We start from the raw sequence: 25,009 nt of genomic DNA, 5'->3' as shown, positions 1-25,009 counted from the left end.
CGCCCGCGAAGGGCCCCACACGACACGACCCTGCAGGAGAATCCCCATGCGTACCCCCCACCAGCACCCAGACGCTTCCCGCCCGCCCCGCGACCGCTCCGGCCGCGCAGGCGCCCTCGACCCCTTCGGGGGCCGCACCCGTCGCCGACGCGACGACTTCCCTCCGTCCGCGGAGGGCTTCGGCCCGGACTTCGGCGACATCCCGGGGGGCCCTCGCGGTCGCCGCGGAGGACGCCCCGACGGCCCCGGCCGACCCGAGGACGGTCACGACACCCACGACCACCGGGACCACCCGGAGCACCCGGGCCACCACGGTCACGACGAGCGCTTCGACGACCGGTTCGAGGGCCGCGGTCCCCGCGGCCACCGCGGACCGGGAGGCGGCCCCGGCGGTCCCCGTGGTCGCGGGCACCGCGGCCCCGGAGGTCGTGGCCCGGGCGGCCGCGCGGGCCGCGGAGACATCCGCGCCGCGGTCCTGCTGCTCCTCGCCGAGGAGCCCATGCACGGCTACCAGGTCATCCAGGAGATCGGTGAGCGCACGTCAGGTGCGTGGCGGCCGAGCCCCGGCGCGATCTACCCCGCGCTGAGCCTGCTCGAGGACGAGGGCCTCGTGACCATCACGGCCTCGGGCGGGCGCAAGCTCGCCAGCCTCACCGACGCCGGCCGCACCTACGTCACCGAGCACGCCGACGACCTGGGCACCCCGTGGCAGGACGTCGCCGACGCCGGGACCCGTCCGGCGCGTCAGCTCCGTGGCGCGCTCGCGTCGGTCGCGGACGCCCTGCGGCAGGTCGCCCGCACGGGCACCGACGAGCAGGCCGCCCAGGCGCTCGCGCTCCTGGAGCGCACGCGCCGCGAGCTCTACCTGATCCTCGCGGGCCCGGCGGAGACGGCGGACGCCGAGGCGTCGGTCGAGCCCGCGACCGAGCCGCCGGCTGACCTGGAGGCGGACCAGGCCTGACCGGGCGAGAACGGGGTTGAGGCCGGGAACCTGATGGTTCCCGGCCTCGACCCCGTTCTCGGCAGCGGAGCGTCACCGCCCCCGCGCCACGATCCGGTCCAGACGGCGCAGCGACAGCCGGATCATGAGGTCCAGCACGCGCGCGGCGAACGGGGCCGTCACGGCCCGCGGCAGGGGACCCGCGAGATACACGTCCTCCCACCACGTCACGGCGCAGCGGCCCACCGGTTCGCGCCGGTGCACGTCCGGCAGGTGGTGCGCGGCCAGGGGCACGACGACGATCCCCGCCTCCCCGAGGAGCGCGGGCCCGAGCTTCAGGTACGTCGCCCGGCCCGCCCTGCCGTCGGAGGGCGGCACCCACTCCGTGACCCGCATCCGGTCGGGGAACCCGGGCGCCCCCTGGGGGGAGAACGGTCCGGAGACCATCGTGAACTCGGCCCCCACCCCCGGCCGCCACGCGGTCGCGGGCACCGTGGAGCCGTCCGCGCCGTGGAACGTCCCACGGCTCAGCGGCACCCAGCGGGGGTGCGTGCGGACGTCCGCGACCAGCGCGAACGCCCGCTCGGCGCTCAGGGGCAGCACGTGCGTGAGCTCGACGCGGCCGGCGGCCGGACGTCGCTCGTCGGCAGCGGTCACGAGGACTTCCCGGGTCGGCGCCAACGCACCGACCGGATGCCGCGGGGCGCCCCCGCCCCGCCGTGGGCGTCCCGGACGGCCGCACGTCCGGCCGCCTCGTCGACGACCCCCGGCCCCGCCCCGGGGACCGGTGCGTCGACCACGCCGAGCCGTTCCGCAGGTGCGGGGACGAGCAGCGGGGGAGCGGCGCCGTCGGGCACCTCGACGACCTCCAGGACCTGCCGGAACGTCGAGGGGGGCGGACCGAAGGCCCGCCGCGTCTGGCTGATCACGGTCTTGCCGAGCGCGCGCGAGCCCGCGACCCCCACGACCGCGCCCACCCCGAACGGCACGAGCCGCCCGAGCGCGAGGCCACCGTGCTTGACCATCTGGGTGCGCAGGAACTTGTTCGTCAGGGCCTTGTTGACCTTCTTGAGCGTGCTCGACGGCATGCTCGTCATGAGGACCTTGCCCCACGCCATGGCCGACCCCGCGGCCGCCCTCTCGACCTGCTCCGACCCCTTGTCCCCGAGGACCGAGGCGAGCAGCAGGGCACGGCGGCGCGCGGCGTCGTCGACCTCGAAGCCGTACACGTCCGCGACCGCGAGCGAGAACGCGGCCGACGAGCCGAAGTACGTGGCGACGTCGCTCGCGGTCAGCGCGATGCCGATGCCCGTGCCGACGGCCGGGAACGCCGCTGCCGCGCCCACCGCACCGCCCGCTGCCCCGATGACCATGAGGTACTCGCGCTCGAGGATCCCGATGACCTGCGCGGGGGACGCGTGCGGGTTGCGCCGGCGCACCGAGTCGACGTGCGCGCGGATGACCGACGACGGGATCGTCACGGCCTTGTCCAGGGCTGCGTCGAGCAGGGGCGTGCTCCGCAGGTCGCCCCAGTCGTCGGCGGGCTGCCCCTCGGGGGCGTCCTCGACCGCGGTCAGACGCCCGCGCTGCGGCTCGGGCCGCACGCTGTCCGACGTCCCCCACACGGCCACCTGGGCCTCTGCGTCCTTCTTCCTACGACTCATCGGACGACTCCCTCCTCGTGGTGGCGGCTGTCCTTCGACGCCTCGACGCGGGGTCCCGCGACGATTGCGGCAGACCCGCTACTCGCCGACGGCTCCCACGACCGGGCCGAAGGTGTGCTCCACTGTGGCACCGTTCCGGACCGTTCGCCCCACGGTGCACGTCGTCTCGATCGCACGGTCCGCGACCTTGAGCAGGCGCTCGCGCGCGTCGTCCTCGAGGCCCGACAGGTCGATCTCGAAGTGCTCGGTGATGGCCGTGTAGCGGTCCTCGGCCATGTCCTTGGCGCCGTCGACGCGGATGGTCACCTGGTAGTCGTCGCCCAGGCGGCGCGCGAACGGCGCGTCGCTGCTCATGCCGGCGCACGCGGCCAGCGCGATCTTGAGGAGCTCGCCCGGGGTGAAGACCGCACCCTCGCTCGCGGGGCCGATCGACACGCTCGCGCCGCGCGCCGAGAAGCCGGTGTACGTGCGGGTGCCGGTGCGCTCGACCCACAGGGCGTCCGCCGGTGACGGGGACGACGCGGGGATCTCTTCGGCTGCGGCTGTGGGGTTCGTCATGCTGCTGATCTTCTCACCCTTGAGGAGACGCCGATCCTAGCGGCCGATGTGTGGAACGTTCGCGTGGCGGTTCACGATACGGTGGAAACTTTGCCTAGGATCCGACCATGCCTGGCCCGATCGAGACCCCTTACGAAGACCTCCTCCGGCTCGTCCTGGAGACCGGGACGCACAAGTCGGACCGCACGGGGACGGGCACGCGCAGCGTGTTCGGCCACCAGATGCGCTTCGACCTGTCGCAGGGCTTCCCGCTCGTGACGACCAAGCGCGTGCACCTCAAGTCGATCGTCTACGAGCTGCTGTGGTTCCTGCGCGGGGACTCGAACGTGCGCTGGCTCCAGGAGCACGGCGTGAAGATCTGGGACGAGTGGGCCGACGAGGACGGCGGGCTGGGCCCCGTCTACGGCGTCCAGTGGCGCTCGTGGCCCACGCCGGACGGGCAGCACGTCGACCAGATCAGCCAGGTCCTCGACACGCTGCGCACCGACCCGGACTCGCGGCGCATGATCGTCTCGGCGTGGAACGTGGGCGAGCTCGGGGGCATGGCGCTGCCACCCTGTCACATGATGTTCCAGTTCTACGTGGCCGACGGCAGGCTCTCGTGCCAGCTCTACCAGCGCAGCGCGGACCTGTTCCTGGGCGTCCCGTTCAACATCGCGTCCTACGCGCTGCTCACGCACATGGTCGCGGCGCAGTCCGGCCTGGAGGTCGGAGACTTCGTGTGGACGGGCGGCGACTGCCACGTCTACGACAACCACGTCGAGCAGGTGCGCGAGCAGCTGAGCCGCGAGGCGTACCCGGCACCCACCCTGCGCCTGGCCCCGCGCGACTCGCTGTTCGACTACACGTACGAGGACGTCGAGGTCGTGGGCTACCAGCACCACCCGACGATCAAGGCGCCGGTGGCGGTGTGAGCCGTCCGGTCGTCGGACTGATCTGGGCCCAGGCGCGCGACGCCGCGGGCCGCCCCGTGATCGGTGCGGGCGGCGTCATGCCGTGGCACCTGCCGGAGGACCTCGCGCACTTCCGTCGCGTCACCACGGGCCACCCGGTCGTCATGGGTCGGGTCACGTGGGACTCGCTGCCCGTGCGCTTCCGCCCCCTGCCGGGGCGGCTCAACGTGGTCGTGACGCGCCAGGACGGCTGGGTGCCCGACGGCGCCGCCCGCCCGGGCGCCACCGGCACCGGCGTCGTGGTCGCCCCGTCCGTCGAGGAGGGGCTCGCGCTCGCGTCGGCTGCCGCCGAGGAGTCGGGCTCGGGGCAGGTCTGGGTCATGGGCGGCGCGCAGGTGTACGCCGCGACCCTGCCGCTCGCGGACCGCTGCGTCGTGACCGAGATCGACCTCGAGGTCGACGGCGACGCGTTCGCTCCCGGGATCGAGGCCGGGCCGGACGGCGACTGGGTGCTCGCGGGCCCCACGGACCGCACCGGCGTCCCGGTGACGGTCGGCGACGCCTGGCAGACCTCGCAGGACGGTGTCCGGTTCCGGGTGCTCACGTACGGGCGGCCGCCGGCCGCCTGACGTCACCCGGCCCCCGCCCCCGGCGGGACGGACCTCGCGGGCGGGCTGCGCCGTCGGGCAGGGTTCCGCCCGGCGGGCCGCGCCTGCGGGTGCGCTTCCGCCCGCGCTGGTCGATCCTTGTCGTGCACCGCGACCTGCGACCCCGGAGGCCCCGCATGACGACCGAGACGACGCTGTCCGAGTCCTTCGACGGGCGGCGGTTCACGTACCGCCTGCCGCGCTCGTCGAGCATCGGGCCGGGGGACTTCGTGACGATCGGGGTGACGTTCCCCGAGACGGCCGCGCACCCCGGCGCCGCCCTGGTCATGGGGCAGGTCCTGACGCGTGCGACCAAGGCGGGCGACGCCGTCGGGCACGGGCGGGTCCTCGGCGAGCTGCGCCCCGACGGCACGGTGGCGACCTCGGGCGGCGACCCGTTCACGTCGCAGGACCTCTCGCCCGCCGGCGCCGGGGTCCTCGAGGCGCTCCAGGCGCGCGAGCGGGCGACGCTGCGGATCGGCGAGCTGCACCACGTCCGGGGGAACGTCGACGCCCTGCTCCAGCCGCACCGGTTCAACCGGCACACGTTCCTGTGCGGGCAGTCGGGCTCGGGCAAGACGTACGCGCTCGGGGTGCTGCTCGAACAGCTCCTCATCGACACCGACCTGCCCATGGTCATCCTCGACCCGAACTCGGACTTCGTGCGGATCGGCGAGCTGCTCGAGACCGCGTCGCCCCAGGACGCCGCGCGCCTGCGCGCGCTCGACGTGCGCGTCCTGCGCAACGACGGCGAGCACCACCCCGTGACCGCCCGGCTGACCGCGATGGAGGCCGCGAGCCAGGCCGCGGTGCTCCAGCTCGACCCGCTGACCGACCGCGGCGAGTACAACACGTTCCTGCGGATGATCGAGGACGCCTCCGTACCGGGAGGCGCCGCAGGGGGGACCGCCGGACCGCGCAGCATCGCGACCCAGGGCAGGCTCGACCCGCACACCATCCCCTCGGCGCTGCGCGCGACGGGCGAGCCCGACGCGCTCCGCCTGGCCCAGCGGGTCGAGAACCTGGGGATCCTGGACTGGGACGTGTGGGCGGGCGTCGGGCAGTCGGTCAGCGAGGTCCTGTCCGAGGGGCCCCGTGCGGTCGTGGTCGATCTCGGGAGCCTGCACACGCACGAGGAGCAGCTCGCGGTCTCGCTCGCGCTCCTCGACGACCTGTGGGCCGCGCGCGCCGAGCGCACGCCGCGCCTGATCGTGATCGACGAGGCGCACAACGTGGTCTCGGCCGAGCCCTCGACCCAGCTCCAGCGGCTCACGACCGAGCGCGTCGTCCAGATCGCGGCCGAGGGGCGCAAGTTCGGGCTGTGGCTGCTGCTCTCGACGCAGCGACCCTCGAAGATCCACCCGAACGTGCTCTCGCAGTGCGACAACGTGATCGTCATGCGCATGAGCTCGCCCGCCGACCTGGTCGAGCTCGAGAGCGTCTACGGGTTCGCGCCGCCCGAGCTGCTCGCGGCCACCCCGTTCTTCCGTCAGGGCGAGGCGCTGATCGCGGGCGGGTTCGTGCCGGCGCCCGCGATCGTCCAGATGGGGGCGCGCCGCACGGTCGAGGGCGGCTCGGACGTACCGGTCCCGATGCCTGTCCCGATGCCCGGCTGAGCCGTCGAGCCGCGCGCCGACGGCGGACGCCCCGCCGCAGAGTCTCCCTCCGGAAGGCCCGGGAGCCGGGCGGAGACCGTGAGCCCGCCGCCCTCGCGCGGCTCGGCCGTGACCTGGCCGCCGTGCGCGGCCGCGACCGAGCGGACGATCGACAGACCGAGCCCGACGCCGCCACGCACGTAGCCCCCGCGACGGTCGGCGACGGCGCCGTCGCGCCCGAGCCGACGGAACGGCTCGAACAGCGCCTCGACCTCGTACGACGGGACGACGGGCCCCGTGTTGGACACCGCGACCTCGACCGTGCCACCAGGCCCGGGGCGGGTCACGACGGCGACGCGACCGCCGGGCTCGTTGTAGCGGACCGCGTTGTCGACGAGGTTCTGGACGAGGCGTTCGAGCAGGACCGGGTCGCCGAGGGTGCGGGCCGGTTCGGTGTCGACGTGCAGCGCGACGCCGGCCTCCCGGGCCGGGGCCCCGGCGGTCGCGACGGCCTGCGCCGCGACCTCCGCGAGGTCCACGGGCTCGGGCACGAGAGGTGACTGGTCGGCTGCGGCGAGCGTCAGGAGACCGTCGATCAGGCGTTCCTGGCGGGCGTTCACGGCGAGCAGCGTCGTGCCGAGGTGACGCGCGTCGCGCCCGGTGCCCGGGTCGTCGAGCGCGACCTCCAGGACGGTGCGGGTGATCGTGAGCGGGGTCCGCAGCTCGTGCGACGCGTTCGCGACGAAGCGCCGCTGCCCGTCGAACGCGCGGTCGAGCCGTTCGAGCATCGCGTCGAAGGTGTCCGCGAGGTCCTTGAGCTCGTCGTCGGGCCCGGTGTGCGCGATGCGTTCGTGGAGGTTGTCGTCCGCGACCCGACGGGCCGTGGCCGTGATCCGGTGCAGCGGGGCGAGCACGCGAGACGACATGACCCACCCGAAGCCGACCGCCAGGACGCCGATCCCGAGGAGGGCGACGACCGACCAGGTGAGCACGGTGCGCAGGGTCCGGTCGCGGGCCTCCTGGTTGTTGGCCTCGACGATCCTGCGCAGGTCGTCGAAGGTCTCCGAGCCGGTCGAGCCGGTCATGGCGGGGTCCACGGTCTCCGCGGCCTGCAGCGGCACGGTCCCGCCCGCGACCAGGCCGGCGCTCAGCGAGGGGTCGAGGGTCGAGTACAGGCCCGGCTCGGTGGCCTCGACGGCGCCCACGGCGACACCCACCGAGTCGACCGGCTGCCGGTCGATGGCCGCTGCGAGCAGGACGTACAGGACCGCGACGAGCAGGGCCCCCGCGACGACGAACGCCCCGGCGTACACGGCCGTGAGCCGGGCCCGCAGGGTCGGGCGGGGGAGGAGGCGGGCCGGGATCCCGCGCGGAGGTCTCACGGGACCCGGTACCCGACACCCGTGACGGTCTCGACGAGCGAGGCGTCCTCGAGCTTGCGGCGCAGCTGCTTGATGGTGAACCGCACGACGCCCGTGAAGGGGTCGATGTTCTCGTCCCACACCTTCTCGAGCAGGTGCTCGGCGGACACGGGGCGTCCGTCGGCGCGCAGCAGCTCCTCCAGGACGCCGAACTCCTTGCGGGACAGGTGCACGAACGTCCCCTCGCGGTAGACCTCGTGCCGGCTCGTGTCGAGGCGCAGGCCCGAGCGTTCGAGGACGGGCGGTGATGCCGGCCGGGCGCGACGGCCCAGGGCGCGCACGCGGGCGCTGAGCTCGGCGAACGCGAAGGGCTTGACGAGGTAGTCGTCGGCGCCCAGGTCGAGGCCGTTCACCCGGTCCAGCACGCCGCCCGACGCGGTGAGCATGAGGACGCGCGAGTCGTGCTCGGAGGCCACGATCGCCCGGCACACGTCGTCGCCGTGCACCCCGGGCAGGTCGCGGTCGAGCACGACGACGTCGTACGCGTTCACGTCGATCCTCGCCAGGGCCTCGTGCCCGTCGAGCGCGACGTCGACCGCCATCGCGAGCCGTCGCAGTCCCGTCGCGACGGCCTCCGCGATCAGCTCCTCGTCCTCCACCACCAGCACCCGCACCTGAAGAGCATGACGGTGGGGGCTGTGAGATCTCTGTGAGGGACCGGCTCACGGAGGTCTCACAGGGGGTCCGGTGAACTGCTCGTGAAGCAGCTCCCGGGCGGTCGTGCGAGGCGCCCGGGACCCGGACCGACGTGAGGACCCATCATGACCATCCACCAGAACCTGCGAGGGCGGACCGCCCGGGCGGCGGGGCGCCGCCCGGCCTCGGCGGCCGTCGTCGTCGCGCTCCTCGCCCTCACGCTCGCGGCCTGCACGCCCGACGACGCCCCCGGCGTCGCGAGCGCCGACGGCGGGGAGGGGCAGACCGCTCCGACCGAGGGCGGGACGTCCTCCGAGGACCTGACCGACGCCGAGCGCGACGACCTGGCGCGGAAGTTCGCGGGCTGCATGCGCGACAACGGCGTCGACATGCCCGACCCGGACGCCGACGGAGGGCTGGCGGTCACGTCGGGTGCCGTCGAGGCCGGCACCGCGGACGAGATGGACGAGGCGTTCGAGGCGTGCAAGGAGTTCCTGCCCGACGGCGGCGAACCCGTGAGGACGAGCCCCGAGGACCTCGAGGCGCAGCGGGCCTTCGCCAAGTGCATGCGCGACCAGGGCATGGACATGCCGGACCCCGACCCGAACGGCGGGATGACCGCGGCCGGGGACGTGGGTGACGACCTCGAGGCGTTCGAGGCGGCCCTGGAGGCCTGCAACGAGCCCGGTTCGCCCGCGGGCCTCAGCATCGGGTCGGGCACGCCGGCCGGTGACGAGTGAGCCGCCGCGGCGCCCTGCCCGGAGCGCCCGCCCCGGACCGGCGCCCACGACGCCGGGCCGTGCTGGGCGGGGTGGCAGGAGCACTCGTGATCGGCGCCGGGGTCGTCGTGGCACTGACCGGGTTCGGCCGGGGGAGCGACCCCGCACCCGCCGCGGCGGGCCCCACCGAGACGGCCACCATGACCCGCCAGACGCTCGTGCAGCGCACGACCGTCAAGGGCACGCTCGGCTACGGCGAGGCCGTCACGCGCGGGGTCCAGGGCGCCGGCGGAGCCGAGGGGGGCGGCGGCACGGTGACCTGGCTGCCCGGGGTGGGGGACGTCGTCGACCGCGGAGGAGCCCTCCTCAAAGTCGACGAGCACCCGACCGTGCTGCTGCTCGGCACGCTGCCCGTCTACCGCGAGCTGGGGATCGGCACCGAGGGCGACGACGTGCGCCAGCTCGAGGAGAACCTCGCGGCGCTCGGGTACACCGGGTTCACCGTGGACACCAGGTTCACGGGCTCGACAGCCCAGGCCGTCAAGACCTGGCAGAAGGACCGCGGGCTCGAGAGGACCGGCACGGTCGCCCCGGCCGACGTCGTCGTCGCCCCGGGGCCGGTGCGCGTCGACGCGCTGAAGGTCCGCGTCGGCGACCCCGCGGCCGCGGAGATCCTCACGACCACGGGCGTCGACCGGGCGATCTCGGTCGACCTCGACCTCGCCGACCGGGACCGGGCGGTCGAGGGCGGGACCGTGACGGTCGAGCTCCCCGGCGGTGCGACGGCAGAGGCCGTGATCACCGCCGTCGGGAACCCGGAGGTCGTCGAGGACGAGAGCGGCATGCCAGGGGCCTCCGACCAGACCGTCGTCCCCGTGACGGTGGCGCTCCCCGACGGGACCGACGCCGACGCGGGCTCCGTGAAGGTCACGTTCGTCGCGGCCGAACGCCCCGACGTCCTCACCGTGCCCGTCGCCGCGCTCCTCGCGCTCGCCGAGGGCGGCTACGGCGTCGAGGTCGTCACCGGCGCCACGACACGGGTCGTGGCCGTCGAGACCGGGATGTTCGCCGACGGGAGCGTCGAGGTCACGGGCGACGTGACCGAGGGCGACGTCGTCGGGATGCCGTCGTGAGCGCCGTCGCCGTGGAGCGAGCCGCCGTCGCGCACCCGGACCCACGCGGCACGCCCGGCACGGGGACGCCGGGCACCGCCCCCGGAGACGGCGGCGGACCCGTCGTGACCCTGCACGAGGTCTCCCGCGTCTTCCCCGGCGGGGTCGCCGCGCTGCGCGACGTCCACCTCGACGTCCACCGCGGCGAGCTCCTCGCGATCGTCGGGCCCTCGGGATCGGGGAAGTCGACCATGCTCAACGTGATCGGGACGCTCGACCGCCCCACGTCCGGCCGGGTCCTCGTCGACGACTTCCTCGTCGACGACCTCGACGACCGCGAGCTGTCCGCGCTGCGCGCGAGCCGCATCGGGTTCGTCTTCCAGCAGTTCCACCTGGCGGCCGGGGTCCCGGCCCTCGACAACGTGGCCGACGGGCTCCTGTACCGGGGCGTGGGGCGCCGCGAGCGACGACGCCGTGCCGCCGAGGCGCTCGACCGGGTGGGCCTCGGGCACCGCCTCACCCACCGCCCGCACGAGCTGTCGGGCGGCGAGAAGCAACGCGTCGCGATCGCGCGCGCCGTCGTCGGGGACCCTCCTCTCCTGCTCGCCGACGAACCCACGGGCGCGCTCGACACGGCCGCCGGTGCCGGCGTCATGGACGTGCTGCGTGACCTGCACACCGTCGGGACGACGGTCGTCATCATCACGCACGACCGCGAGCTCGCGGCCTCCCTGCCGCGGCAGGTCGCGATGCGCGACGGCGAGATCGTCGCGGACGGCACCCTGGCCCCGGGCGGGGCAGGGACGGTCCTCGCCGGCGCTGGGGGTGCTGGGGGCGCCGGGGGCGCGCTGGGCGCCCCCTCGACCACGACCGACGAGGAGGCATCGTGCTGACCACGCTGCGCCCCGCACGCCTCGGAGCCCCGGACGTCCTGCGTGTCGGCGCGACCGGGCTGCGCACCCGCCCGCTGCGCGCCGTCCTCTCGGCGCTGGGCATCGCGATCGGCATCGCGGCGATGGTCGCGGTCGTCGGGATCTCCAGCTCCTCGCGCGCCGAGCTGGACCGGACGCTCGCGGCCCTCGGGACCAACCTCCTGCGCGTCGCACCCGGGACCGACCTGTTCGGGGAGGCCGCGACCCTGCCGCCCGAGTCGGTCGACATGGTGCGCCGCATCGCACCCGTCGAGACCGCGACCTCGGTCGCGCTGCTCACGGCCAAGGCGTACCGCTCGGACCTGATCCCGACCGGGGAGTCCGGCGGGATCGGCGTGTACGCCACGGACCTCGACCTGCTCGACCCCATCGGTGGCACCGTCGCGGACGGGACCTGGCTCTCGGAGGCGACGGCGGGATACCCCGCCGTCGTCCTGGGGCACACGACCGCGAAGCGCCTCGGGATCACGGCCCCGGACCCGGCGGTCCTGGTGTGGATCGGGGACCAGTGGTTCTCGGTCGTGGGCATCCTCGACCCCGTGCCGCTGGCCCCCGAGATGGACCTCGGGGCCCTCGTGGGCCGCGAGGCGGCGGCGACGTACCTCGACTGGGACGAGCTGCCCACCACGATCTACACGCGCACCCGCGAGGACGCGGTCGAGCAGGTGCGTGCCGTCCTCGGAGCCACGGCCAACCCGCAGGCACCCAACGAGGTCGACGTCTCGCGCCCCTCGGACGCGCTCGCGGCCCAGCAGGCCACCGACGAGGCGTTCACCGGGCTGCTCGTCGGGCTCGGCGCGGTCGCGCTGCTCGTGGGTGGGATCGGGGTCGCCAACACCATGGTCATCTCGGTCCTCGAACGGCGCGCCGAGATCGGGCTGCGCCGCTCGCTCGGCGCGACCCGGGGCCAGATCCGCGGGCAGTTCCTCGTCGAGTCCCTGGTGCTGTCCCTCCTGGGCGGGGCCGCCGGGGTCCTGATCGGCGTCGGCATCACCGCGGGGTACGCGACCTCGCAGGGCTGGCCGGTCGCCGTACCACCCGTCGTCGTGGTCGGCGGGCTCGTCGCGACGCTCGCGATCGGGGCGGTCGCCGGGATCTACCCGGCGGTGCGGGCCGCGCGCATGTCCCCGACGGAGGCGCTCGCGGCCGTGTGACGCGCGACCGCTGGGTGCCCGGCCCTGGGGCTGCCGAACCCGAGGGTGCCGGGCCCCGAGGGTGCCGAACCCGAGGGTGCCCGGCCCCGAGGGTGCCGAACCCGAGGTTGGTCAGGCAGCTGCTGCCGGTTGCCTGACCAACCTCGGGTTCGCCGCGTCGGGCCACACCACCGCTTCGGGCCCGGCCCGGGTTCGACAGCGCGTCGCGGTTGGGAGACTCCCGGGCCGGGACGCTAGGCTGTCGGGCGTCCCACCGGGCCGATCCGCCGTGTTCGTGCCCGCGCGCCTGTAGCTCAGGGGATAGAGCACCGCTCTCCTAAAGCGGGTGTCGCCAGTTCGAATCTGGCCAGGCGCACCAGTACCTCCCCGCGACATGCCAGGGCACTGACGGTCTACCTCTCGTCGCGCCGCTCGCCCCGCGCCCTCGACACCTCACGCGCTTTCGACACCTCACGCGCCCTCGACGCCTCCGGTGCCCGGTGCCGTGCCACGACGACCCGCTCCGCGAACTCCTCGACCGCGGTGACCACGGCGTCGAACCGCATCGAGTGGAACAGGTCGAACCCGTGCTGCGCGCCGGGCAGCTCGGCATACACGACGGGTCGGCCCGAGGCCTCGCGCAACCGCGCCGCGAACCGCCGCGCCCCCTCGACGGGGACCATGGTGTCCTGGTCGCCGTGCACCACGAGGAACGGTGGGGCGTCGGGGCGCAGGTAGTCGCCCGGTGCGGACTCCACGTCGCGGTCTCGGCCGCTGCCGTAGTACTCGCCGAAGTACCCGTAGAGGCACACGGCCCCGACGACGGAGGTGTCGGTGTCCTCGAACCCGGGCTGGAACCGCGGGTCGCCGGGGGTGAGGGCGGCGAGCGCCGCGAGGTGCGCGCCCGCGGAGCTGCCTGCGACGACGACGCGCGCGGGGTCTGCGCCGTAGCGGGCGCCGTGGTCCTGGACCCAGGCCAGCACCTGCTTGGCGTCGACCAGGTGGCCGGGGAAGTTCGTCGTCGGGCGCAGTCCGTAGTTCGCGCTCACGCACACCCAGCCGTGGCTCGCGAGCCGCGAGAGCATCGCACGGGCCTCGAGCTCCTTGCGCCCGCTGACGTACCCGCCGCCGTGGAAGTAGACGAGGGTGGGGCCGTCGGCGGGGCGCACCCGGGGGTGGTAGACGTCGAGCCGGTGCTGGCGGGTTCCGTCGGCGTAGGGCAGGTCGCGGACGCGGGCGACGTCGTGCCGGCGGATCGCGAACGGGGCGAGGAGGATCCGGGCCCAGGGCAGCCGTCGGTTGGTGACCCTGCCGGGTCCGGTACGGAGCCCGTCCACGAGCGCCTCGTCGAGCGCGGGTGCTGCCCGCAGGCCGCGACGGGAGACCAGTGCCAGACCGGCAGCGGTCAGGGCGGCCAGGCCGAGGGCGGCGCGGCCGCCGACCGTGCCAAGGTCCCCGTCGCCGAGCGCGAGCGCCGTGATCGCGACCAGGACGAGCAGGAGCGCGAAGGGCTGCTCGTTGGCGAGGACGCTCATGCGGAAGGACAGGCGGCCCAGGCGTGGGGACCGGCGTGCCGGCGCGAGGGAGGCCGAGGTGCAGCACGCGACGAGGAGCACGGGGACGAGGTACCCGAACGGCATGGGGACTCCTCTGCTGCCGGTGGGCGCGGTGCGCGCCCTGGTTCCCGGTCTACACCGGCGTGAGCGCAGGTGCGCGGCGGGCCGCCCCGACCGGGGACGTCCCGGGGGTCGTCGCGACTGCTGATCGCGGCTGGAGGATTTTCTCCGCGGTCGTTCGGAGGTCTGCGGGCGCGGTGCGCGGAAAGGGCGGTCCGGGGCCCCGCGCGGCGGCACTCAGGTAGTTGAAGATCGAACCGAATGTCGGCTCCGTGGACCCGCGCGGGAGAACGAGCCGGTGCGGGCCGCCCGCAGGATTTCCGGCGGCGGGCGGGACCGGTTCCCGGCCCGCCCGCAGCGGTGTCCGGCCAGGTCACGCCGCGAACCCTCGGTCGTCACCCACGGGGCCGTCGCCGACCCGCTGGCACCCGTCCCGTCCCGCGCGGAATGAATGCCGCCGCCCGCAGCGCGACCGGTCGGCAAGGTGGTGGCGAACATTGACGGCGTGTGCTCGGAGGTATTTCAAGAATGGCGTCGCCGGGTATTCCCTGCGCGTCCCCTCAAAAGGTCTGCTGACGGGGAGCGCGGTGTTCTGCCCCGCATTCGACGCGACCTGGTCCACCTGCTGATCGCGACCCGTCCGCGAGACGCCGCACCCGCACGTGCAGGGAGCGCCGCGCACCTAGGCTGGAGACGCTCCCGGGGATGGCCGGGGGCCATCGCCGGAAGGGCCTCACGCATGAGCGACGTTCTGCACGACGACACGACGACCGACCCGTCGAGCATCAAGGGGTTCCGGCACAGCAGGCAGTGGGTGTTCGGCACCATGCTGGTCTCCGCGCTCATCAGCCTCACGGCCTCGTTCGTCCTGTCCTACGACGCGGTCCTCCTCGCGGCGAACCCTGCCGCGGAGCTCTCGTGCAACGTCAACGAGGTCCTGTCCTGCGGGGCCGTGGGCGTGGCGTGGCAGTCGTCGCTCTTCGGCTTCCCCAACGCGTTCCTCGGTCTGATCGCCGAGCCGGTGGTCATCACGATCGCGGTCGCGAGCCTCGGGGGCGTGCGGTTCCCGCGCTGGTTCATGTTCTCGGCGCAGGTCGTCTACACGCTGGGCCTGATCTTCGCGTACTGGCTCTTCTACCAGTCGATGTTCGTGATCGGCGCCCTGTGCCCCTGGTGCCTGCTCGTCACGCTCTCGACGACGCTCGTCTTCATGACGCTGCTGCACTGGAACATCCTGGAGGACAACCTGTACCTGCCCGCGAGGGCGCAGGAGCGTGCGCTGTCCTTCGTGCGGTCGGACGCGGACGTGTTCCTCACCGCGACGTGGGTCGTCCTGATGATCGCGGCGGTCCTGCTCAAGCACGGGCCCAAGCTCTTCGGCTGACCGGGTCGCCCGGGCAGGGGAGCCTCCGTGCCCGACGGCGCCGCCCACCTCACGGCCACACCTCGCCCAGGTGTGGCCGTGGTGCGTCGGGGCCGTCGCGCGGCACGCGCCCGGACGGCCCTCGTCCTGGAGCGCCCGGGCGACCGACCGGGCGTCCACGAAGAATCGATCACACCGTCCTGGACGGTCGTCCATCTCCGCGTGATCACATCGTGCGCGGACCCATTTGACGAACTGCGAAAGACCTTGCAGAATCATCTCTGACGGTGCGTATCGCCTGCCCCCTGCGCGGTGCGCACCGTCCTCACATCTTCTCGGCCCTGCCCCGGCGCAACGTTGCGCAGCGGACGCACCGGAGCCGGTTCTCTCCACAGACCACCACCCCGTGCGGGACCGCCGTCGTCGGCCGTGACGTGAAGTCGCCGCCCACGGCGTGCCGGTACCCGTTCCGGCGGACGGGACGGTTAGCGTGCGAGAGTGAACGCAGCCGCCCGCAACCCATCTGCCCACGAGCACGTGGCCGATCCCGCTCGGCCGCTCACCGACCAGAACGCGCACGACAGCGCCGTTCGAGGTGCGGCCCCGAGCGCCGAGGGGGCCACGGTGCTCGCGAAGCCCGCGCTCGTCGAGCCGCCGACCACGGCCGAGCTCGTCGAGGACGCCGTCCGGTCCTGGCGCGCCTCGCTCGTCGAGCTCGCGGGCGGTTCCTCCCTCGCCGACATCGGGCTGCTGGGGGACGCCGTCGTCGACCTCACCGCGGCGCACCCCTCAGGGGTCGCCCAGCTCTTCGCAGGACGCCCGACCCGCCTGTCCAACCTCTTCCGCGAGGGCGCCTCCCTGCCGGCCGCACGTCGGCGCGCGCGCGCCGTGGTGGTCCGTTCGCAGGAGCACGCCCAGCGCTACGGCGTCGCGCCGACCTACCTGGCGATCGGTGTCACGACCTGGACCGAGGGTGAGCCCTCACGCCTCGCGACGGACGACGTCGCCGCGCTCGCGCACGTCGCCGGCACGACGTACAGCCGGACCATCGACGGCGCCACGGGACTGCCGGCGGGCCCGACGGACGGCGCCCAGGACCCGTCCGACCCGGCGCGGTCCGCCGCCTCGGGTGCCCGGGCGAGCGGCGCCGTCGGGCAGGGAGACGACGGTGCGCAGGGCCCCGACGCCGAACCCGCCCTCCCGCGGATCGTCCGCGCGCCCGTCCTGCTGCGCCCCCTGACGCTCACACCCCGCGGCGACAGCGAGACCGACTACGACCTGACCCTCGAGCCGACCGTCGAGATCAACCCGGTCCTCGCCCGCACCCTGCGCGCCCACGGCGGGCTGATCGACCCCGTGACGCTCGCGCGCAGCGCGTTCACGCCCGCGGGCTTCGACCCCTCGGACGCCCTGGCCCGCATCACGGCCGTGGGCAAGGCCGTCCTCGGGGACTTCGAGCTGACGCACCGGGTCCTCGTCGGGACGTTCGTCCACCCCGGCCAGGTCCTCGTCGACGACCTCGACGAGCTGGCCCCGGGACTCGATCGGCACGAGGTCGTCGCGGCCCTCGCCGGATCGGAGGAGGCTGCGGCCGCTCTCGAGCGCGAGCTCCCGGCCCCGCGCGTCGGCGACGCGGACCCCACCCAGGAACGCGGCGTCGGCGACCTCGACCCGGCGCAGCGCCACGTCATCGACGCCCTCGCGACGGGCAGCCACCTGTTCGTCGACGCTCCCCCCGGGGCCGACACCGCGGGCACCATCGCGGCCGTCGTGGCGGAGGCCGCCGCGAGCGGCCGCAGCATCCTCTACGTGCCGGGCCACCGCCGGGCCGCGGACACGCTCACGACCCGGCTCGACGAGCTCGGGCTCGACGGCCTGCTGCTCGACATCGCCCCGGAGCCCACCTGGCGCACCACGGCCTCCCACCGCCTGCTCGGCGCCATGGCCGCCGAGGGCGAGGCGATCGACACCGACGCCGTCGCCCGGGTCCGCGACGGCCTCCTGGGCGCGCGTGCCCAGCTCTCCGGCTACATCGAGTCCCTGCACCTCGTGCGTGAGCCCTGGGGCGTGTCCGCCTACGCGGCCCTGCAGGCGCTCGCCCGGCTCACCGCGCAGCGGCCGGCGCCCGGCACGACGGTCCGGCTGGGACCCGAGGTCACGGTCCGGATCGGCACCGAGCGTCGGGCCGAGCTCACGGCGCGCCTCGTGCGCGCCGCCGAGGTCGGGGCGTTCACCCTCCGGTCCACGTCGACCCCGTGGTTCGGCGCCGACATCACGAGCGCCGAGGCCGCCCAGGACGCCCTGGTCCGGGTCGGACGGCTGTCCACCCAGACCTTGCCCCAGCTCCGCGAGCAGGTGCTCTCGGTCGCGACCACCACGGGCCTGACCCCCGCGACGTCCGTGCGCCAGTGGGGCGACCAGCTCCGCATGCTCGGCGGCATGCGCGGCACCCTCGACGCGTTCCAGCCCATGATCTTCGAGCGCACCGCGACCGACCTCGTCGAGGCCACCGGTTCGCGCGAGTGGCGGGCCGAGAACGGCATCGACATGGGCTGGGCGCACCGCCGCCGCCTGCGCCGGCAGGCCAAGGACATGCTCCGCCCCGGGGTCCGGGTCGCCGACCTGCACGCGGCCCTCGTCCAGGTCCAGGAGCAGCGCGCCGTGTGGCAGGCCCAGTGCCCGCGGGGCGGGTGGCCGACGCTCCCCGAGGGGCTCGCCGCGATCGAGGACACGTACGAGGCCGTGCGGATCGACCTCGAGGCCCTCGACCCCGTGCTCGCCACGACCCCCGTCGGGTCGGACCTGCTCGACCTGCCCCTCACCGAGCTGGCCGTGCGCCTCGCGAGCCTCGGCGAGGAGCAGGACTCGCTCGAGAACCTGCCCGCGAGGACCGCTGCCCTCCGCACGCTGCGCGAGGAGGGCCTCGGCGACCTGCTCGACGACCTGTCGGCCCGTCGCGTCGACGCGGACCTCGTGGGGCCCGAGCTCGACCTCGCCTGGTGGAGCTCGGTCTTCGAGCAGATCCTGGCGCAGGACCCGGCGCTCGCCGGACAGGACGGCGCGGGCCTCGAAGCGCTCGCCCGCCGGTTCCGCGACCTCGACCGCACGCACGTCGCGGCGCTGTCCGCCCCCGTGCGGGTCGCCGTCCGCGAGCACCTCGGCGGTGCGATGAGGGACCAGCGTCCTGAGGCCGAGGCCCTGTTCACGGAGCTGCTCGAAGGACGCATGACGAGCCTGCGGGACGCCCACGAGCGCTACCCCGAGGTCCTGCGACGGCTGCGGCCGTGCACCGTCGCGTCCCCGACCCTGGTGCCGCACCTGTTCACCGCTGCGCGCACCGTGGACCTCGTCATCCTCGACGCCGTGCAGCACATCCCGGTCGAGCTGGTCCTGTCGTCGCTCGCCCGCGGCCGTCAGGTCGTCGTGTTCGGCGACCCGCGGGCCGCCTCGGGCTCGACCGTGGGCGAGCTCGCGGCGATCCTGCCGACGGTCGCGCTGTCCGCGGGCGGGACCCGCCGCGACCCGTACCTCACGGCCTTCCTCGCCGCCCACGGCTACGAGGGGGTCCTGCGCCCCAGCCCGCTGCCCCGGGCCGAGCCGCTCGTCCACCTCGACCTGGTGGACGGCGCCGGCATGCCGGACCCTGCCTCGGGCGCGGTCGAGAGCACGCAGGCAGAGGTCGACCGGGTCGTCGAGGTCGCGATCGAGCACGCCATGACGCGGCCCGAGGAGTCCCTCGCGATCGTGACCGTGAGCTCGCTGCACGCCGACCGGATCCGGGACGCGCTGCTCGGCGAGGTCCGGCAGAACCCTGCCCTGGCCGTCTTCTTCTCCGGCGCGCGCACCGAGCCCGTCGTGGTCGCCGAGCTGTCGAGCGTCGCGGGTCTCTCCCGGGACGCGATCGTCCTGTCGGTCGGCTACGGGCGCACCCCGCACGGCCGCGTGCTGCACCGCTTCGGCGTCCTCAACGCGCCGGGCGGGGACGCGATGCTCCTCGACACGCTGGGCTCGACCCGGCGCCGGCTGCGCGTCGTCACGTGCTTCACGGCGTCCGACCTGGACCCCGAGCGGTTGCGCGGGCGCGGTGCGAAGCTCCTCGCGGAGGTCCTGGACCTCGCCGAGCAGCGCAACGGCCGTGCCGACCAGGTGACGCTGGGCAACGGGGTCGACGTCGGAGGGAACCCCGACCGGCTCGTGATCGACCTGGCCGAGCGCCTGTGGCGTGCCGGGCTCGCGGTCGAGACCGACTACGGCGTGGTGGGCGGGGACCGGATCCCGCTCGTCGTCGGGCACCCGGACATCCCGGGCGAGCTCCTGGTCGCGGTCCTGACCGACGACGACGCGTACGTCGCCGAGGCCAGCGTCCGCGTCCGGGACCGTCAGCTCGCGGAACGCCTCGAGCGCACGGGCTGGGTCGTCGCGCAGGTGTGGTCGGCCGCGGCGTTCCTCGACCCCGCCAAGGAGGCCGAGCGCATCCGCCGAGTCGTCCAGTCGGTGCGCGACGCGCGCCTGCCGGAGCTGGGCGGGATCGCGCAGACCGGGGGAGCCGACCGCATCGTCGTCGTGCCGACGGTCGCGGACGACGAGTTCGGGACCGACTGACGCGTGCGCTCGGCCCCTGGCGGGCCGCCGCAGCCCCGCGCGGCCGGGGCCCCACGGGGTCCCGGTGCCGCTGCGGGCGCCACGGGACCGGTGCCCCCTGAGAGAATGGGGGCATGTGCCCCGCCGACCCGATCACGCCCACCGACGACCCCGCACCCGGGGCGGGTGCGCCCGCGCCGCGGCGCCGCTCGCGCCGGGTCGTGCGTCCGGGGACGGAGCAGGCGGGCGTCGCGGGCCTGGGGTCCGACGACGACGCCGCGGCCTGGGGCGACGTGCGCCCGGGGGCGGCGGCCGACAACCATGACGCCGAGCTCCTGCGCGACGTCCCGCCCCACTGGTCGTGAGGCCGGACGCCACCTGAGGCTGATGCCACCCGAGACCGGCGCCTCGTGAGAGCCGCGGGCGTCGCGAGGCGTCTCGTGCGGCCCGCCCGGGCCGGGCGGGTGTGCGGAGAACGGCAGCGTCCTTCGCTGGCCGCACGCCCACCCCGGCCGGGCGCCGGGCGGCAGCGGGTCAGCGGCTGCCGGGGCCCCCGAGCCGGCCGGCTCCCTCTGCCTGACCTGCGGCGACCGGTGCGGACGCGCCTGCTGCCCGTGCGTTCTGGGCGGCGAGCAGGTCGCGGATCTCCTGCAGGACCAGGACGTCCTCGGCGGGGGCCTTGGGCTCGTCCTCGACTCCCTTCTTGCGCCGTGCGGCGAGGTGGTTCATGGGCAGCACGATGAGGAAGTAGAGCGCGGCCGCGACGCACAGGAACTTGAACACGGAGTCGAGGACGAGGCCGACGCTGAAGTCGGCGCCGTTGATCGTGAAGTTCCCGACCTCGGACAGGTCCTTCTGGCCGAAGATCGCCGCGACGAGGGGGTTGATCAGGCCCGTGACGATCGAGGTGACGACGAGCGTGAAGGCCGTGCCGATCACGATCCCGACCGCCAGGTCGATCGCGTTGCCGCGGAGCACGAAGTTCTTGAATCCGTTGAGCACGTTCTTCATCCGGGGTTCCTGTCAGGACGGGCCGACCGGTGCGTGCGCCCAGGTCAGGACACGTGCCGGGCCGGCGGGGCTGGAGGTGATCCTGCCATGCCCCCGGGGTGGGGCCGCACCGTCAGGGCACCAGGACGACGGACAGCCCGCCCCACTCGCCGACCCCTGCGAGGGCCGCGGCCTCCTCGGGGAGCACGGCGACGAGGGTGATGCCTCCCTCGGTGGTGCCGCCGCCCAGCAGCCCCCCGGGTGCGGGCTCGGTGGGAGCTCCTCCGAGCACGAGGGCCCGTCGTGCGAGGTGGGTGCCGACGCCGGGTCCCGCGGAGCTCCCGGTGACGGCGAGCAGGTCGACGCGGTCGCCCGGGTGCAGCAGGGCGGCGACCGAGGGGTCGGTGAGGCGGACGGGCGTCACGACCGTCCCGGCGGGGGCCGCGGTGGCGAGGTCGCCCGCGGCGACGAGGGACGGGGTGAGGGTCAGCCCGCGCGGCAGCGCGACGGACGTGGACCGCCCGACGGCGTCGCTCGCCCGGGTCAGCGACGTCTCGGGGGCGAGGGAGGCCGCGACCTGCACGACCGCGACGTCGCTCGTGGTCAGCGCGGTGCCGGCCTCGACCTCGCGTGCCGTGACGACGACGGGACGCGTCGCGGGCGGCGGCGGGCTCAGGCGGTCGACCACGACGGCGGCTGCCAGCCCGCAGCCCAGGGCGAGCACCACGAGGCGCGAGCGCCACAGGAGGGCGCGCAGGCGCCGTCGGGCTGCGGACGGGCGGCGGCCCGACGGGAGGGCGGACGGCGACGGCGAGGGCATGCGCCGACGCTAGGCGACCGGTGCGGGCCTCCGGACGAGCGGGCCGGCGGCCTGTGGACGAGGTGCGGGACCGGCTACCTGTGCACGGCCCGGGGGAGTGTCAGCTCGCGGAGGGCGTCGACGAGCCGGACGAGCCGCTGCTCGTGGACCCGCCGCTCGACGACGAGCCCGAGGACGACGAGCCCGAGGACGTCGAGCCCGAGGTCGACGACCCGCCCGCGTCCGAGGACTTCGACGGGGTCGAGGACGTGGTGGAGCCCGTGCTCGACGACTTCGAGGAGCGGGAGTCGGTGCGGTAGAAGCCCGAGCCCTTGAAGGTCACGCCGACCGACGAGAAGACCTTGCGCAGGCGGCCGCCGCACTCGGGGCACACGGTCAGAGCATCGTCGGTGAACGCCTGGTGGATGTCGAAGGCGTGGCCGCAGGCAGTGCACGTGTACGCGTAGGTGGGCACGGTCTCTCCTCAAGAGGTCGCGGGTGGAGTGCGGTCGTCACGGGCCGGGCGCGAGCCTGGTCCGCGGCGTCCGGTGCCTGTCGCTGGGCAGGGCCGGACTAGCACTCGGGGCTACTGAGTGCTAATCATACGCCTGGCCTGCCCGGGGTAGTCTCGCACCGTGTCTGCTGATGTCCCCGCCGGAGTCCACGGCGACCCCTCGCCGCCCGTCCCTGCTGCCCGACGGGGAGGTTCTCGTGCCCGCCGGGCCATGATCGCGATCTCCGCGCTCGTGGTCCTGCTGCTGGTCGCCGTGTCGGTGTTCGCCGTCGCGACCGTGCGCCGACCGCTCCCGCAGACGGACGGGAACCTCACCCTGCCGGGCCTCGACGCGGGGGTCAGCGTGCTCCGCGACGCGCAGGGCGTTCCCCAGATCTACGCCGACACCCCCGAGGACCTGTTCCGCGCCCAGGGCTACGTCCAGGCGCAGGACCGCTTCTTCGAGATGGACTACCGGCGCCACGTGACCGCAGGCCGCCTCGCGGAGCTCGTCGGCGACAGCAAGGTCGCGATCGACGCCGACAAGGTCACGCGCACGTTCGGCTGGCGCCTGGTCGCGGAGGAGGAGTGGAAGATCCTCGCCCCGGAGACCAAGGCCTACCTCCAGGCGTACGCGGACGGCGTCAACGCCTACATCGAGGACCGCGACCCGAGCGAGATCGCGCTCGAGTACACCGTGCTCGGCACGAGCGTCTCGGTGCCGGCCCCCGAGCCGTGGGACCCCATCGACTCGCTCGCGTGGCTCAAGGCCATGGCCTGGGACCTGCGCGGCAACTACGACGACGAGCTCGAGCGCGCGATCGCGTACGGGGGGCTCGCGGGTGCCCCGAGCGGCACCGCGGACCCGGCCGCCGTCGCGCAGGACGTGGCCCGGGTGGGGACCCTCTTCCCGACCTACCCCACCGAGGCCAACCGGCCCATCCTCGACCCGGCGGAGGTGCCGACCACGAGCGAGCCCGTCGGGATCGAGATCGACGACGCCGAGCAGACCGCATACCTGCCGACCCTCGCGGGCAGCGAGCTCCAGACGGCCGTCGCGGCCGCCGACGAGGCGCTCGCCGCGGTGCCCGTGCTCGTCGGCCGGGGCGAGGGCACCGGCTCCAACTCGTGGGTGGTCTCGGGGGAGCACACCACGAGCGGCAAGCCGCTGCTGGCCAACGACCCCCACCTCTCGCTCCAGGCGCCCAGCGTCTGGGCCCAGGTGGGGCTGCACTGCAACGAGGTCGGTCCCGCGTGCGGGTTCGACGTCTCGGGCTTCTCGTTCGCCGGCTTCCCGGGCGTCATCATCGGCCACAACGCCGACCTGGCCTGGGGACTGACGAACATGGGGGCGGACGTCACCGACTTCTTCATCGAGCGCGTGCGTGACGACACCTACCTGCGGGGCGACGACTGGGTGCCCCTCGAGACCCGCACCGAGACCATCAAGGTCAACGGCGGCGAGGACGTCGAGCTCGACATCAGCTCGACGGTCCACGGCCCGATCGTCTCGACCGTGCTCCCCATGGACAAGGTCGCGCAGTCCCCGACCGAGGGCACGCCGCTGGGGGACTACGAGGTCTCGCTCCAGTGGACCGCGCTCGAGCCCGGTCACACCGCCGACGCAGTCTTCGCGTTCAACCTCGCGACGGACGCGCAGGACATGAAGGACGCGGCGGCGCTCTTCGAGGTCCCCGCGCAGAACATCGTGTTCGCGACCACGGACGGGCACATCGGCTACCAGGCTCCGGGCCGCATCCCCGTCCGGGCGAGCATCGAGGGCCCGGTGCCGTCCGACGGGACGTGGCCACGACCGGGCTGGGACGCGCGGTACGACTGGACCGGCTGGGTGCCCGACGCGCAGATGCCCGGCGTGGTCGACCCTGAGGAGGGGTTCGTCGTCGCGGCGAACCAGGCCGTGCTCCCGGCAGGGACCACCCCGTTCCTCACGACGGACTGGGACTACGGCTACCGCTCGCAGCGCATCCGCGCCCTCCTCCAGGAGGAGATCGACTCGGGCCGCAAGGTCGACGTCGAGACCATGAACACGATCCAGAACGACGACTGGAGCCCGTACGCCGCCGCGCTGGTGATCCCGCTGCTCGAGCAGGACATCGAGAACAGCAAGGGCGTCCGCAACGACTTCGCGGCCGAGGGCCAGGAGCTCCTCGCCGACTGGGACCAGCACATGGACAAGGACTCGGCGGCCGCGGCCTACTTCGCGGCGGTCTGGCGCAACCTGCTGGAGATCACGTTCTGGGACGACCTGCCGGAGTCGATCCGCCCCGCGGGCGGCAGCCGATGGCTGGCCGTCGTGCAGAACATGCTCGAGGACGAGACCAACGCCTTCTGGGACGACCGGCAGACCGTGAGCGTCGTCGAGACCCGCGACGAGGTCCTCAACCGCGCGATCACCTCGGCCCGCCTGGACCTCACGACCGAGCTGTCGAAGAAGACGACCGACTGGGAGTGGGGCAAGCTGCACACCCTGTCCCTCGGCCACGTGGTCCTCGACAACGACGCCGTCCCGGGATTCGTCCGCTCGTACATGAACCCTCGGACGGTGTCCATGCCGGGCGGCTCGTCGATCGTCAACGCGACCTCGTGGGACGCGTCGTCGGGGAGCTTCGAGGTCACGTCGGGGCCGTCGATGCGCATGGTCGTCGACCTCGACGACCTGGACGCCTCCACCTGGGTCACGGTCACGGGCACCTCGGGGCACCCCGCGTCGAAGCACTACGAGGACCAGCTCGGCACCTGGGCCGCGGGCGAGACGTACGCGTGGCCGTTCACGGCCGGGGCGGTCCAGGAGGCGGCCAAGGACGAGCTGACGCTCGTCCCCTGACGCGCGCGGCGTCGTCGGGCCCGCCCGGCTCGTCCCCACGGCCTACGTGCCCGAGTCCGCGCAGGTCCTCGC

20 protein-coding genes, 1 tRNA gene and 1 pseudogene are annotated in these 25,009 nt (G+C 74.3%); 13 read left to right on the top strand and 9 right to left on the bottom strand.

Annotated elements, in window-relative coordinates:
* Positions 1-46: 46 nt before the first annotated feature.
* Complete coding sequence (locus H9623_RS14380; protein WP_193720723.1) at positions 47-961, top strand: PadR family transcriptional regulator; 915 nt, start codon at positions 47-49, stop codon at positions 959-961.
* A gap of 72 nt (positions 962-1,033) precedes the next feature.
* On the opposite strand, the gene H9623_RS14375 is transcribed toward H9623_RS14380, so the two are convergent.
* The 3 genes from H9623_RS14375 to H9623_RS14365 all read right to left on the bottom strand — a co-directional run bounded on the left by H9623_RS14375 (position 1,034) and on the right by H9623_RS14365 (position 3,162).
* Entirely contained in the window at positions 1,034-1,597 is a 564-nt protein-coding gene (locus H9623_RS14375) for an SRPBCC family protein (protein WP_193720722.1), read from the bottom strand.
* Positions 1,594-2,604 (bottom strand): hypothetical protein, encoded by a 1,011-nt coding sequence (locus H9623_RS14370; protein ID WP_193720721.1) that lies wholly within the window; start codon positions 2,602-2,604, stop codon positions 1,594-1,596. Before H9623_RS14370 ends, H9623_RS14375 begins: the two co-directional genes overlap by 4 nt.
* Before the next feature lie 78 nt (positions 2,605-2,682).
* Positions 2,683-3,162: an OsmC family protein gene (locus H9623_RS14365; RefSeq protein ID WP_193720720.1), complete on the bottom strand. Its 480-nt coding sequence runs from the start codon at positions 3,160-3,162 to the stop codon at positions 2,683-2,685.
* 107 nt (positions 3,163-3,269) lie between these two features.
* On the opposite strand from H9623_RS14365, the gene H9623_RS14360 reads away from it, so the two are divergent.
* From H9623_RS14360 to H9623_RS19585, 3 genes are all read left to right on the top strand, one after another.
* Positions 3,270-4,076, top strand: coding sequence for a thymidylate synthase (locus H9623_RS14360; protein WP_193720719.1), 807 nt, complete (start codon positions 3,270-3,272; stop codon positions 4,074-4,076).
* A complete protein-coding gene (locus tag H9623_RS14355; RefSeq protein WP_193720718.1) occupies positions 4,073-4,684 on the top strand; it encodes a dihydrofolate reductase in 612 nt (203 codons plus the stop codon). The genes H9623_RS14360 and H9623_RS14355 overlap by 4 nt, the downstream gene beginning before the upstream one ends.
* Positions 4,685-4,839: 155 nt before the next feature.
* Positions 4,840-6,318 (top strand): ATP-binding protein, encoded by a 1,479-nt coding sequence (locus H9623_RS19585; protein ID WP_227748703.1) that lies wholly within the window; start codon positions 4,840-4,842, stop codon positions 6,316-6,318.
* Between the two features lie 71 nt (positions 6,319-6,389).
* On the opposite strand, the pseudogene H9623_RS19580 reads toward H9623_RS19585, so the two are convergent.
* Positions 6,390-7,223 (bottom strand): annotated as a pseudogene (locus H9623_RS19580) (sensor histidine kinase); the annotation flags it as partial.
* A 452-nt stretch (positions 7,224-7,675) separates the two neighbouring features.
* Positions 7,676-8,332, bottom strand: coding sequence for a response regulator transcription factor (locus H9623_RS14345; RefSeq protein WP_193720716.1), 657 nt, complete (start codon positions 8,330-8,332; stop codon positions 7,676-7,678).
* A 147-nt stretch (positions 8,333-8,479) separates the two neighbouring features.
* Here H9623_RS14345 and H9623_RS14340 point away from each other — a divergent pair, with 147 nt between their 5' ends.
* From H9623_RS14340 to H9623_RS14320, 5 genes are all read left to right on the top strand, one after another.
* A complete protein-coding gene (locus H9623_RS14340) occupies positions 8,480-9,094 on the top strand; it encodes a hypothetical protein (RefSeq protein ID WP_193720715.1) in 615 nt (204 codons plus the stop codon).
* 71 nt (positions 9,095-9,165) lie between these two features.
* Positions 9,166-10,206 carry a peptidoglycan-binding protein gene (locus tag H9623_RS14335; RefSeq protein ID WP_321575456.1) on the top strand — a complete coding sequence of 347 codons (1,041 nt, stop codon included), beginning with the start codon at positions 9,166-9,168 and terminating at the stop codon, positions 10,204-10,206.
* Positions 10,203-11,078: an ABC transporter ATP-binding protein gene (locus H9623_RS14330; RefSeq protein ID WP_456093954.1), complete on the top strand. Its 876-nt coding sequence runs from the start codon at positions 10,203-10,205 to the stop codon at positions 11,076-11,078. Before H9623_RS14335 ends, H9623_RS14330 begins: the two co-directional genes overlap by 4 nt.
* Positions 11,072-12,271 carry an ABC transporter permease gene (locus H9623_RS14325; protein WP_321575455.1) on the top strand — a complete coding sequence of 400 codons (1,200 nt, stop codon included), beginning with the start codon at positions 11,072-11,074 and terminating at the stop codon, positions 12,269-12,271. The genes H9623_RS14330 and H9623_RS14325 overlap by 7 nt, the downstream gene beginning before the upstream one ends.
* Before the next feature lie 282 nt (positions 12,272-12,553).
* Positions 12,554-12,629: transfer RNA gene (locus tag H9623_RS14320), tRNA-Arg, on the top strand.
* A 34-nt stretch (positions 12,630-12,663) separates the two neighbouring features.
* Here H9623_RS14320 and H9623_RS14315 read toward each other — a convergent pair.
* The gene (locus H9623_RS14315) at positions 12,664-13,890 is read right to left on the bottom strand and encodes an alpha/beta hydrolase (RefSeq protein ID WP_193720713.1); all 1,227 of its coding nucleotides are present in this window, start codon (positions 13,888-13,890) and stop codon (positions 12,664-12,666) included.
* Between the two features lie 715 nt (positions 13,891-14,605).
* Between H9623_RS14315 and H9623_RS14310 the strand changes: the two genes are divergently transcribed.
* The 3 genes from H9623_RS14310 (at position 14,606) to H9623_RS14300 (ending at position 20,175) form a co-directional block, all read left to right on the top strand.
* Positions 14,606-15,250 carry a vitamin K epoxide reductase family protein gene (locus H9623_RS14310; RefSeq protein WP_193720712.1) on the top strand — a complete coding sequence of 215 codons (645 nt, stop codon included), beginning with the start codon at positions 14,606-14,608 and terminating at the stop codon, positions 15,248-15,250.
* Between the two features lie 477 nt (positions 15,251-15,727).
* The gene (locus H9623_RS14305) at positions 15,728-19,831 is read left to right on the top strand and encodes a hypothetical protein (RefSeq protein WP_321575454.1); all 4,104 of its coding nucleotides are present in this window, start codon (positions 15,728-15,730) and stop codon (positions 19,829-19,831) included.
* A gap of 113 nt (positions 19,832-19,944) precedes the next feature.
* On the top strand, positions 19,945-20,175 hold the full coding sequence (locus tag H9623_RS14300) for a hypothetical protein (RefSeq protein ID WP_193720711.1): 231 nt from the start codon (positions 19,945-19,947) through the stop codon (positions 20,173-20,175).
* Between the two features lie 169 nt (positions 20,176-20,344).
* On the opposite strand, the gene mscL is transcribed toward H9623_RS14300, so the two are convergent.
* From mscL to H9623_RS14285, 3 genes are all read right to left on the bottom strand, one after another.
* On the bottom strand, positions 20,345-20,821 hold the full coding sequence (mscL, locus tag H9623_RS14295) for a large conductance mechanosensitive channel protein MscL (RefSeq protein ID WP_193720710.1): 477 nt from the start codon (positions 20,819-20,821) through the stop codon (positions 20,345-20,347).
* Positions 20,822-20,933: 112 nt separating this feature from the next.
* Positions 20,934-21,620 carry an SAF domain-containing protein gene (locus H9623_RS14290; protein ID WP_193720709.1) on the bottom strand — a complete coding sequence of 229 codons (687 nt, stop codon included), beginning with the start codon at positions 21,618-21,620 and terminating at the stop codon, positions 20,934-20,936.
* 100 nt (positions 21,621-21,720) lie between these two features.
* On the bottom strand, positions 21,721-22,074 hold the full coding sequence (locus H9623_RS14285; protein ID WP_193720708.1) for an FmdB family zinc ribbon protein: 354 nt from the start codon (positions 22,072-22,074) through the stop codon (positions 21,721-21,723).
* A gap of 160 nt (positions 22,075-22,234) precedes the next feature.
* Between H9623_RS14285 and H9623_RS14280 the strand changes: the two genes are divergently transcribed.
* The gene (locus tag H9623_RS14280; RefSeq protein WP_407671934.1) at positions 22,235-24,937 is read left to right on the top strand and encodes a penicillin acylase family protein; all 2,703 of its coding nucleotides are present in this window, start codon (positions 22,235-22,237) and stop codon (positions 24,935-24,937) included.
* Positions 24,938-25,009: the final 72 nt, after the last annotated feature.

This window comes from Oerskovia douganii (genome assembly GCF_015142735.1).
In the GTDB taxonomy this organism is placed as follows: Bacteria; Actinomycetota; Actinomycetes; order Actinomycetales; family Cellulomonadaceae; genus Oerskovia; species Oerskovia douganii.
This window is presented reverse-complemented; position numbering and strand designations above follow the sequence as displayed.